Annotated in this window: 7 protein-coding genes; 6 read left to right on the top strand and 1 reads right to left on the bottom strand. The window is 43.1% G+C overall.

The genetic code is table 11. The features are described 5' to 3' along the window. The 6 genes from hrpA to A3735_RS08805 form a co-directional block, all read left to right on the top strand. A partial coding sequence (hrpA, locus tag A3735_RS08780) for an ATP-dependent RNA helicase HrpA (RefSeq protein ID WP_068637944.1) occupies window positions 1-2270 on the top strand: 2270 nt, incomplete at its 5' end. Between the two features lie 159 nt (window positions 2271-2429). Next, complete coding sequence (locus A3735_RS08785; protein WP_068637946.1) at window positions 2430-3551, top strand: beta-ketoacyl-ACP synthase III; 1122 nt, start codon at window positions 2430-2432, stop codon at window positions 3549-3551. Window positions 3552-3590: 39 nt separating this feature from the next. Beyond that, window positions 3591-4349 carry a VacJ family lipoprotein gene (locus A3735_RS08790; protein ID WP_082865131.1) on the top strand — a complete coding sequence of 253 codons (759 nt, stop codon included), beginning with the start codon at window positions 3591-3593 and terminating at the stop codon, window positions 4347-4349. A gap of 123 nt (window positions 4350-4472) precedes the next feature. Continuing rightward, window positions 4473-5954, top strand: a complete 1482-nt coding sequence (locus A3735_RS08795) for a DUF3336 domain-containing protein (protein ID WP_255375156.1) — start codon at window positions 4473-4475, stop codon at window positions 5952-5954. A 159-nt stretch (window positions 5955-6113) separates the two neighbouring features. Further along, a complete protein-coding gene (locus tag A3735_RS32375; RefSeq protein WP_304438873.1) occupies window positions 6114-7784 on the top strand; it encodes an ExeA family protein in 1671 nt (556 codons plus the stop codon). A gap of 1 nt (window position 7785) precedes the next feature. Beyond that, window positions 7786-8613, top strand: coding sequence for a general secretion pathway protein GspB (locus tag A3735_RS08805; protein ID WP_068510690.1), 828 nt, complete (start codon window positions 7786-7788; stop codon window positions 8611-8613). Between the two features lie 4 nt (window positions 8614-8617). Here A3735_RS08805 and A3735_RS08810 read toward each other — a convergent pair whose 3' ends face one another. Beyond that, the gene (locus A3735_RS08810) at window positions 8618-9301 is read right to left on the bottom strand and encodes a zinc metallopeptidase (protein ID WP_068510691.1); all 684 of its coding nucleotides are present in this window, start codon (window positions 9299-9301) and stop codon (window positions 8618-8620) included. Window positions 9302-9495 lie beyond the last annotated feature (194 nt).

Raw genomic sequence — 9495 nt, forward strand, 5'->3', positions numbered from 1 at the left:
AGGCTCATGCGGAATATAAAGACCCTGAATCAGATTTCCTTTCTTTTTTGCGGTTGTGGGAATTCTTTGAAGATAAACGCCAGGAGCTAAGCAATAATCAATTAAAGCGCTTTTGCCAGAAAAACTTCCTATCCGCTGTGCGTATGAGGGAGTGGCGCGAGATACATAGACAACTATTACTCGTTTTAAAAAGCATCGGCATCAAGGAAAATGATAGCGAGGCTTCTTATGACTCTATTCATAAGGCTTTATTGAGCGGCTTGCTTGGCAATATCGGTAAACATGAAGAAAAACGCGAGTATCAAGGGTGTCGAAATCGACGTTTCCACTTATTTCCCGGGTCTGGCGTAAACAAAAAGCGCCCTAAATGGTTATTTGCCGCTGAAATCGTGGAAACTCAACAAGTCTATTCCAGATATAACGCAAGGCTCGATCCTGCATGGATAGAACCGCTTGCAAAGCATTTGGTAAAACGTTCTTATGCCGAACCTCATTGGGAAGCCAAAAGGGCACAAATAATTGCCAAAGAAAAGGTGACCTTATACGGACTTGAAATTGTCTCTCAGCGCCCAGTTAACTACAGCCAGATTGACCCAGGAGTTTGCCGTGAAATATTTATTCGCACCGGACTCATAGAGAGAGAGTTTCGCACCAAAAATAAGGCTATCGCTCATAACTTAAAGCTTATTGATGAAGTGGAATCGATTGAAGACCGCACGCGTCGTAAAGATGTCCTGGTCGATGATGAGGTGATATACGGACTTTACGATAAGGCTTTACCTGAACACATTGTGAGTGGTGCTGCATTTGAAAAGTGGGCAAAAAAAGCAAGCGAAGCTGACTCAAAGCTAATACGGTTTACAAAAGGTCAGCTGCGCAGCGAAAATGCGGATTCATTCGATCCGGGCCTATATCCTGAACATATTGAAAATAATGGCATACGCTTTCCTCTGAGTTACCAGTTCAAACCCGGCGCTGAAGATGATGGTGTAAATATCTCGGTGCCAATTAATGCAATAAAACAGCTAACTGTAGATAAACTCGAGAAGATAGTTCCTGGCTTGCTTCGTGAAAAATGCATCCACCTGATCAAAACGCTTCCCAGAACTTTGCGAAAGCACTTTGTTCCTGTGCCGGATGTTGTAGACAAGATACTGCCAAAGGTTGAAGCTAGTTCACGCCCTTTGCTTGAGATTCTTAGTGATGAGCTAAAAATTATAGGCAGCATATCTATTCCTATTGAGGCCTGGAATCTTGAGTCACTAGACAGTCACCTGCGCTTTAACATTAAAGTGCTGGATGAGCGAGGCCGGCTGATTAACCAGGGTAGGGACCTCGTTAAGCTTTCGCAAAAAGTTGAGCATTTGGCAAAAAACGCCGCAAAACTGGAAGAGAACCGACCTGAAAAACAAGTTGATATTACTGCCTGGGACTTTGGCGAGCTCAAACAATCCCAGATAATAAAACAAGCGGGTATTGAAATGATGCAATACCCGGCGCTTCAAGATTGTGGAGCACACATCAGGCTCATTCATTGTAATGATAAGCTAGGTGCCGAGGCGATTACGCGAATTGGAATTGCGCGATTACTAAGCTTTGAGCTCCAAGGTATTCGCTCGCAATTCAAAAAAGCGATTAAAAACTACCAAAAGCTAGGCTTGCTTTATGCACCTGTCGGGCAAGCCAGCGCACTTTATGATGACTTTCTGATTGCGGCAATATGTTTGCACTTCCTTAATGGAGAGCTTCCACGCAATGCAGAGCAGTTTAGTGCTTGTCTACAGGGCGGTAAGGGTGATTTCCTTAAGATCTGCGAAGAGTTCAGCGCTCTTGTTTTCGACATACTTAATCATTACCACCAGATAATGAAGCGCCTAAAAGGTAAAATGAACTTGGCAGTAGCTATGCCTATGGCTGACCTTAAACACCAGATTACCTGCTTAGTCTACGATGGCTTTTTGCAATCCACGCCCTATACCTCGCTAAAGAGCTTTCCTAGATATTTGCAAGCTTGCTCTCTACGCTATGACAAAATGGCAAGAGATATGGCCAATGAAAGGCGCTATGTACCCTTACTATCCGAATGGTGGGAGCAATACGAACTTCGAAAAAAACAGCTGGATGCTCAAGGTTTAAAGTGCGAAAACCTGGAGCGATTTCGCTGGTTACTGGAGGAGCAACGAGTGTCTTGGTATTCACAGCAATTGGGTACGAGTGAGACTGTCTCAGAGAAAAGGTTAAACAAACTCTGGGAGAGCGTTAGGCGGTAGCCGAATACTCACCAAGGTTGGCTCAAATATTGGTTGTCATTAAAGCTCGTAAAACGTAATCTGTGCAGCTATTTTCTTACTTATCGGCTTGTACTTAGTGCAGGTTTTGAATCTAAACGCGGTACGCTTGTCATGCTTGCCGTTAGCAAAGAGGTGACCATGATAAAGGCTGCTATTTCTGGTACTGGGCTGTTTACACCAAGTGAATCTATTTCAAATGATGAGCTTGTTGCGAGTTTTAACGCCTATGTGCAAAGCTTTAATCGTGAAAATGCTGACAAAATAGCCGCAGGCGAACTCGAAGCGCTACAAGAATCTTCTTCCGCTTTTATCGAAAAAGCTTCTGGAATTAAAAGCCGATACGTAATGAATAAGGCTGGCATTCTTGACCCTGAAATAATGCACCCATTGCTACCTGAGCGCTCCAATGACGAGCCTAGTATCTTATGCGAAATGGCCGTTAAAGCAGCCAAAGATGCGCTCAAAAATGCAAACAAAACCGTCGCTGATATCGATGCCGTCATCGTCGCTTGCTCGAATCTACAGCGCGCTTATCCAGCTGTCTCAATTGAGGTTCAAAGCCAACTTGGTGTAGAAGGCTTCGCATATGATATGAATGTGGCGTGCTCATCGGCCACATTTGGCCTTCAGGCTGCGCTCAATGCTGTTCAGTGCGGTTCTGCCAGGGCTGTATTGTTAATAAACCCGGAAATCTGCACAGCGCATTTAAATTTTCGTGATAGAGATAGTCACTTTATCTTTGGTGATGTCTGTACCGCAATCGTGATAGAGAGAGCTGACACAGTATCTTGTGATGACTCGTTCGAAGTTGTCAGCGCAAAATTAAAGNCAACCTTCTCCAATAATATTCGTAATAATTTTGGATTCCTGAATCGTTGTGCTCCCGGCAGTGAAGGCTTTAGTGATAAGCTATTTGTTCAGCAAGGGCGAAAAGTATTCAAAGAGGTATCTCCACTCGTTGCTAAAATGATCAATGAGCACTTGGCGGAAAACGAGCTTAGCGCTGAACACCTAAAACAGATGTGGCTCCATCAAGCTAACTTAAGCATGAATCAGCTTATCGCCAAGCGTGTATTAGGTCGTGCAGCAGAGGTTTCTGAGGCACCTGTTATACTGGATGAATATGCGAATACTAGCTCGGCCGGTTCTGTGATTGCATTTCATAAGCATCGATCAGAACTCGAAACCGGTGATTATGGTGTACTTTGCTCTTTCGGTGCAGGCTATTCTGTTGGTAATATAATCCTAAAGAAACTATAACAACTAAAAAGTAAGCAGAACTATAATAAGAGATTAAGTATGCGCTTTTGTTACCACGCTCTAATTTTATTATTTCTAAGTACCTTTACGCTTAATGCATTCGCTAATGATGAAGCAGAAGAGCCTTATTATGACCCTAGATACGCAGAAATAGATCCTTATGAGTCATTTAATCGAAGCATGTTCGTATTGAATGATAATTTGGATGAGTATCTCGCCACTCCCTTGGCAAAGCTTTACAGATTTGTAACGCCCGGTTTTGTCGATAAAGGTGTTACCAACTTTTTTGGCAACCTCAATGATGTCGAAACCTTTGTTAACTCTTTGCTGCAGGCTAAGTTTCACAACGCGGTTGTTTCTCTTAACCGAGTTATCTACAACACTGTTTTTGGCATAGGCGGCTTGTTTGATGTTGCGACCTCATTTGGCCTGGAAGCCAGCGATGAAGATTTTGGACAAACACTTGGTTATTGGGGTTATGAAGAGTCTACCTATCTTGTGTTACCTGTTCTAGGGCCATCTACCGTCAGAGACTTTAGCGGACAAATAGTAGATTACGTTGCCGACCCGGTTGACTATCTTGTCGAATTCTCAACTGAAGAAAGTATTGCTCTAAAGGCTGTTGATTTAATAGATACACGAGCAGACCTGCTAGCTGCGAACAACTTATTATTCAAAGAAGACCGCTACGCCTTCTTCAGGAGTGCCTATTTGCAAAATCGAAACTTCCTTATTAAAGATGGCGAAGTAGAAGACCCGTTCGCTGATGATGAAGATTTTGATTACGAGGACTTCTAATATCAGGCTTATTTAACATAAGTTCACAGGGCTTAATACAAGTTCAATATATCTGCAGAAAAAAATAACCTATAGTTGATTGATGGGATAAAAGATAAAATCAACTATATGGCTCGCTTTAAGATGCACACCACGATAAAAAAAGAAAAACAAAGAATGTCGCAGGCTACCTCATTCCTTGAATGGAAGGACGCCGCTCAAACACTCGACTCCATGCAACATAATGATGCCTGGAAAGACAATATTGCTTCTGATGTATATAACTACGAACTTATTTCTGATCGACTCTGTCTTTTAAGAGAGCACAAGCAAAATGGTGATCTCACCGCTTTGTATCGAGACATTCGCGAAGGCTTGCATCATGACCTTGGCAATATGGGTGACATACGCCTTTATAACCAATGCTATTACGGCACCAAAACACTCATTGAAGAATACGTTGAAGAAGTTTGCGATTGCCTTTCCTATCTTTGCGATAGGCAAACCTCTGATATGCCATCAAATAAAAAGTTAGATTTTTTTAAAGATGTACTTTTATCCTTCGGTCGCCCCGCATTATTGCTAAGTGGCGGCGCTTCCTTAGGAGTCTTCCATATCGGTGTTGTAAAGGCCCTGTGGGAGCATGGCTTATTGCCAGATGTCGTAACTGGCTCAAGCGCCGGTTCTATCATTGCTGCCGCCTTAGGGACGCATACCGATGACGAACTACCTTCCTTGTTTGACCCTAATACCCATAATATGAAAGCCTGGAAGTGGATGGGCCTATTGAATGGTATTAAAGGCAAAGGCTTTATGGATCAGCGTCAGCTGCAAGACTATATTCGTAGTTATGTAGGTGAATACACGATGCAAGAGGCCTACGAGAAGACGGGGCGGAGTATTAATATCACTGTTTCGCCTGTCCAGGCTCATCAAAAGGCTAGATTATTGTCAGGTTACACATCTCCATACATGCTAACGTGGAGTGCATCGTTAGCGTCTTGCGCAGTTCCAGGAATTTTCCCCCCGGTTAAACTGCTTAAGAAAGATGAACATGGACACAACGTACCGTATATGCCCCGCTTACGCTGGGTTGATGGCAGCATGGTTAGCGACTTGCCAATCGAGCGCCTAATGCACCTCTACGATGTTAATTATTCTATCGTAAGTCAAACCAATCCTCATGTAGTGCCTTTGCTGGAACGAACAAAAGGGCTGTCTAGTAATCGTTTCTTAAAATTACCCCTAGCGCTTGTTAAAGCCGAAGCAAAATTTCATGGCCAGGCAGTGAGTGACTATATAAGAACTCATACCAAATCTGAGATGCTTCGACAAGTTTCTGGTCATGCTTATTCTATGATGTCTCAGAATTATTATGGCGACGTCACTGTTGCTCCAAATTACAAGCTTGGGCACTATATGAAGCTGCTTAGCAATCCCGATACGAAATTCATGAAGGAGTTAATGCTTCAGGGTGAGCGCGCGACATGGCCTAAATTAGCGATGATTCGTACACATTCCAAAATAAGCAAGACACTCGAGAGCTGCATTTCCCGCTTAAAGACTGATGTTAGAACGCATCGTGGGAGCCTTAGTTTAATTGATGATCATAAGGCAATCCGTTAGCGAGTGTAAGGACTTGCTTTTGGCGAGCCCTGTCTTTAAGCTTTGCGTTTGCTACCAAGCTAAACTTCGCAACTACGCTAAGCTGACGTCATGTATCAGGACTTTTTTGGTCTTAAAGAACTACCTTTTTCTATAGCGCCTGATCCCAGGTATCTATATATGAGTGAACGTCATAGAGAGGCGCTTGCTCATCTTTTATATGGTGTATCCGGGCAGGGCGGTTTTGTTGTTCTTACAGGTGAAGTTGGAACAGGAAAGACGACAATTTGCCGTTGTTTTTTAAATCAGATTCCAAAAAATACCGACGTAGCATTCATCATAAATCCGAAGCTCTCGGCACGTGAGCTTATGGCATCAATATGTGATGAGCTTGGAATAGCGTACCCCGATTCAGCATCAATTAAAGTCTTAAATGACCTAATTAACAGCTACCTGCTTGATGCACACGCTAACAATCGCCACACCGTACTCATTATCGATGAAGCTCAAAACCTTAGAGTTGATGTACTAGAGCAGCTGCGCTTGCTTACTAACCTTGAAACATCTGAAAAGAAATTACTTCAGATAATTTTGCTTGGGCAACCCGAATTAAGGGAAGTGCTAGCTCAGAATGATTTAAGGCAGCTCGCTCAAAGAATCACTGCAAGATACCACCTGTGTGAGCTGAGTAAAGTTGAAGTTGGTGCTTATGTTAATTGTAGATTATCGGTTGCGGGGCGACGCGGGCGTTTATTTAATCAAAAAGCAATAAAAACTCTTTTTAACTTGAGTGGTGGCGTACCGCGATTAATTAATCTTATTTGCGACCGCGCCTTGCTCGGTGCTTATGCAATGCAAGAGGATGTTATTGATGCAAAACATATTAAGAGCGCATACGCGGAAATACAGGGGCCAAAGTTTAAGCAGCCACTAAAACTAAGTTCGTCAATCAAAAGGGGGATAATTGCTGTCCTGCTAACAATAATTGCCAGTATTGGAGTATTTGCTTTGGACAAGCGATACGACAACAGAATAGCTGAGCTGGAAAGTATAATCTCTTCTTCCAAAACAGAGCCCGAGCTGCACCCAGCCTCAGTAAAACAAATCACTCCTGAAGAGGGCGACGACTCCAAGGCTATATCAGAAAGCGGTACTTCAGCAGAAGAAGTGGCAGATTTACAGCAATTTTCAACTACGGAAAAAAGCCCCGCTAAGGCTCCTTATGCTGATAACTCATCAATACAGATCCCGATCATTAACGACCTATCTTCTCTCAAAACCCAGAAAGATGATCGATATCATGCATATCGCATGATTTTAGAGCGTTGGGGAATCGACTATCCTTTAGCCCCCTTTATGCTGGCCTGTGATTACGCCGAAATGTACGGTCTTAAGTGCTTGCATAAAAATGGTAATTGGCGCTCGTTACTAAAGTTAGACCGACCCGCGGTGTTAACCCTAGTCAATGACTATGGCGAGTCGCTATATATCGCAATACTGGGGGTTGAAGGTAGTGATGCCTTGGTTTCACATAAGAATGAGAAGTATTGGGTTTCTCTTGACGAAGTTGATCGCTACTGGTTTGGGGAGTACTCAATTGTTTGGAAGGTTCCTCCTTACAAATCGAATCTCGTAATGCCAGGACAGAAAAAAGAAGAGGCATGGTTGAGGAAAAGCTTGTCTCGACTCAGTCAGTATAAAGCCAATAAAAGCGAACCAATTGAAGACCAGATTAAGCGCTTTCAAGCCAGCTCAGGCCTTGTGCCTGACGGCATCGCGGGCAGCATGACGCTGATTCATATAAATTCGCGCCTTAACTTAGGCGTCCCTCGACTTATGGGGGCGAATTAGCATGTCATACATTTTAGACGCCTTGAAAAGGTCAGAACAGGATAGGCATCAAGAGAAGGTTTCTTCGATTAATAACGATATGATGGTAATGCCAAGGAATATGTCGCGACAGCCTCTTTGGCCTTACCTCCTAATATTTGTCCTTTTACTTAATGCAGGTGCGTTGATATTTTATTTTCTAGGCAGCAATTCTACTGATGAGAGTGGAAGCTCTGAAAATAGCCTGTTAACTGACAATAAAGCACTCTCCTCGACTGAGCCGGACATTAAGGATACTGGCCGTAAAACCAAGGCACTTCCATCCCATCTCATTGATAAAGCACCCATTCAAGCAAAGCCTCTTCCTATTCTAAAGGATGACTTTTCCGATAAACGCTCTGCTAAGGAGGATAAAGAGCCAGTCGAAGCTGACGATGTTATCCGACCTAAAGCGGGTGTTAAGCGCATCAGCCCGCCGCTTGCCGAGCCTTATTCCGAAGCAGCCCCGGTTTCTAAAGCTGTCGAGGAAAAAATATTGCCGACAAGTGTGAACGACGAGAGCGATAGAAGCAAACAAATTAGTAGTGCACCAAATGCATTTTCAGACCTTCCTCTACTAAGTGAAATGAATATTAGCTTTCAAAGGGGGGTTCCGACAATAGAATTTAGCAGTCATATCTACTCTTCAGAACCGAGCGCACGAAGAGCCATGATTAATAATTTGTACTTAAGGGAAGGGGATGGTTTCTCTGGCTTAGTCATTAGAGAAATTGGAGAGTTTTATCTTGCGCTAGACAAGCAAGGAACCATCTTCAAAATACCGGTATTGCGCGACTGGCAAGCGCCATAGAACGTTAGCGCCGCAATATGGCTAGCCATCGCCAGACATTCAATACACTTGCTAGAGTTGCCGCGACGTAAGTCATTGCAGCAGCTTTAAGAATCTTACGGCAAGGCTCGATTTGATCATCTTGCAGATAGTTACCTTCGGTAATTATCGGAAGTGCCTTGTTAAAACTTGCATCCCACTCCATAGGCAATATTACTAATTGAAGTGCCACTGAAATAAAAACAGCACAAAGCCCGCATAGTAAGCTAATAATTCCGAGTTGTGGTACCTTAAAAATAACAACAAGAACCGGAATAATCCCAAGCATTGCGATCGCAGCCTTTTCTATCAATAATGCTATCGGGGTGTACCGCTCTCTTAGTCTGACTATCTTTTCATTCCTATGATACTGAAGCGCATGGCCAAATTCATGGCATGCGATAGCGACTGCGCTAATAGAGCGCCCATCGTAGATGTATTTGGATAGCCTAATCGTAGACTCATGTGGAGAGAAATGATCTTGCCCGTCAGGGCATTCTTCAACCTTAAGGTCTACTAGCTCGAATCTTTTAGATAAGTGTTTTACTAACTCAGCACCGGTACCAGGAATATCAGGTAAATCTTGAGCATATTTTTTTATGGTGTATTTAACCCATATACCTGGCGTAATGAGTACAAATAGAATGAGGGCAATTAAAATATAAATCATAAGGCGAGTGTAGCTTGTTGCTAAACCAAAAAAAAGCCCGCTTAATCGCGAGCTTTATAAGGCAACCTGAGCTTTGTTAGGACAAAGCCTTAACCGTTTAGCCTCTTTTCAATTTCAATATACTTAATAACAGCATCTTCAGGAAACATGAGCTCGCTTCCTTGTTTAACGCTTTTAATTAAGCTCTCGCGGGC

The organism is Oleiphilus sp. HI0061, from assembly GCF_001635675.1.